This window comes from Bacteroidota bacterium, from assembly GCA_030706565.1.
Classification (GTDB): domain Bacteria; phylum Bacteroidota; class Bacteroidia; order Bacteroidales; family JAUZOH01; genus JAUZOH01.
Map to the genome: position 1 here is coordinate 1 of JAUZOH010000502.1, position 2,542 is coordinate 2,542.

2 protein-coding genes are annotated in these 2,542 nt (G+C 39.8%); both read right to left on the reverse strand.

Annotated elements, in window-relative coordinates; all coding sequences use genetic code 11:
• The coding region (gene hydG, locus Q8907_16080) for a [FeFe] hydrogenase H-cluster radical SAM maturase HydG (protein ID MDP4275786.1) at positions 1-1,344 on the reverse strand (1,344 nt) is incomplete at its 3' end.
• A 108-nt stretch (positions 1,345-1,452) separates the two neighbouring features.
• Positions 1,453-2,079, reverse strand: a complete 627-nt coding sequence (locus Q8907_16085) for a redox-sensing transcriptional repressor Rex (GenBank protein MDP4275787.1) — start codon at positions 2,077-2,079, stop codon at positions 1,453-1,455.
• Positions 2,080-2,542: the final 463 nt, after the last annotated feature.

The window sequence follows — 2,542 nt, forward strand, 5'->3', positions numbered from 1 at the left end:
CTTAGTTGCAGGAGTAGCATAATCTTCGAGATATTCAGCCAGGGTGAGAACGGCGTTGGGGTGGCAATATCTTTTGATAAAGCCGGGGACGGAAAATTCCATAAAATGTTCGCCGGTACGTCCGCGCCGGTAGCAGGCTGTGCAGAAGGAAGGAATATAATTGGCATCTAGCAGTTCGTCCATGATCATGCTGAGTGGCCTGTCGTCATTGATCTGGAACTGTTCATGATCCAGGTCTTGTTTTTTCTCTTCCTTGGTATATCCGTTAATTTCTATGCTTGTACCGCCATCTATCTGTGAGATTCCGTATTGAAGGATCTCATCCCTTAATTTTGCGGGTTCCCGGGCCGTCAGGATCATTCCCGTGTAAGGTACTGCCAGTCGCAGGATGGCGATCAACTTGGTGAAATTTTCATCGCTTACCAGGTAATCAGCCGGAAAATCAAGGTTTGAAGCCCTTTTGATTCTTGGGAAAGAAATGGTATGCGGTCCCACGTTATAAACCGCTTCAAGGTGGTTGACGTGGCGGATGAGTGCCATTACTTCGAAACGCCAATCGTATAACCCGAGCAGTACGCCTATGCCCACATCGTCAATGCCGGCTTCCTGGGCACGGTCCAGGGCAGTAACCCTCCAGTTGTAATCCATCTTTTTGCCACCGAGGTGATATTTTTTATATGCTTCAGGATTATAGGTTTCCTGGAATATCTGGTAAGTTCCTATACCGGCCTTTTTAACCGTTCTGAAACCATCAATATCCAGGGGGGCAGCATTGATGTTCACCCTTCTGATTTCCCCGTTCTTGCTTTTCACGCCATAAACGGTGTGTACGTTTTCGGCAATAAATTCGGGACTGTAATTGGGATGCTCCCCATATACCAGGATGAGCCGTTTTTGGCCATCATCTTCAAGGGCTGTCACCTGTGCGATTAATTCTTCATGTGAGGAAGTACTTCTTTTCTGTGCCTTGTTTGAAGTTCTGAAACCACAATAGGCGCAGTTATTGATGCAATAATTGCCCACATATAAAGGGGCAAACAGCACGATTCTCTGCCCGTAAATTTTTTCTTTCAGGGTTTTGGCCCCCTGTTTGATTTCTTCAACAAGTTCGGGATCGGTGGCGTTAACCAGAACTGCGGTTTCTTCGAGGGAGAGTCTTTGTTTGTTGAGTGATTTTTCAATTACTTCATGTACCCTTTTGGGAGTAGAAGGAGTGCTGTTAAGATAATTCCAGATTTCGTCTGCATCAATATAAGGCTGCATCCGTTGATCTTTAATTTTATATTGCTGAGGAGAATAGATCATGGCTTTAGTTTTAATGTTGTAGTATATACAAATATACATAAACCCCTTAAAGATTTTTTAATAAAGCCAAATATTTTCAGAAAATCAATTTATTAGCATGAGAAAAGATTAGTATAATATTAATTTTCAGAATGTTAATTTACTTGTTTATTTTTCCTTTTGCGATTTGACAAAATAAGCCACTTTTTCAAGTGAGGTAATCATGTCATATTCTTCCAGGTAAACGTCAGGAGAAACATTCAGGGGCACGGTGGTAAAATTCAGTATCCCTTTTATTTCAGCTGCCACCAAACTTTTAGCTGCTTCATTGGCTTTCTCCGGCGGAACCGTAATAATTCCGACAGAAATATCTTTTTCTTTCACAATTTTCGAAAGCTGGTCAAATGAGTAACAGAGAACCCCGGAAATCACCTTGCCGATTTTAGAAGGATCAACGTCGAAGCCGGCTACAATTTTCAGTTTTGCCCGTTTGTTGTTGAAATATCCGGTAATAGCCTTGCCCATGTTACCGACCCCAACTACGCCGACCTTTAGGACCTCTTCACTATCTATTACGTTTCCAATCACTTCAATGAGTTCCTTGATATCGTACCCTTTTCTTTGAAAGCTTGAATAACCAATGAACATCATGTCTCTTCTAACCTGCACGGCGGTAAGGTTATGCAGTTCAGCCAATTCATGCGAGTATATGTGAGTTTGGCCCTGCGACAGGCATATTAGCAATGAACGGCGATATTGACTTAAACGTTCCACAGTTCTTTCAGGAAGTCTCATTCTTTCAGTATTTTATGTTTACTTCAAATCGTTTTTTTCTATCTTAATTATTCCCCAATTGTAAAAAGAAATAATTGCCAAAATTATTCAAAATAAAGTAGAAATATCCAATCATTAAAAATAATGACAATGAAAGGTTTGAAATGGTTCAAATGGTTCAAATGGTTCAAAAGGTTCAAATGGTTTGAAAGGTTCAAATGGTTCAAGAAGGTTTGAAATGGTTTGAAATAGTTTGAAATGGTTTGAAATAGTTTGAAATGGTTTGAAATGGTTTGAATGGTTCAAATTAGTTTAAAAGTTCAAGGTTTAAAGTTTAGACTTAAAGTTTCGCAAGTAAATATTTCCCTGAACGGAATAAAATTTAACAACTGAGATTTATTGTTCATCATGTCACATAGAAATAATGAGAAATATTCCTCTGTGTCTTCTCTGTGTACCTCTGTGTTATTGTATCGATTTATTA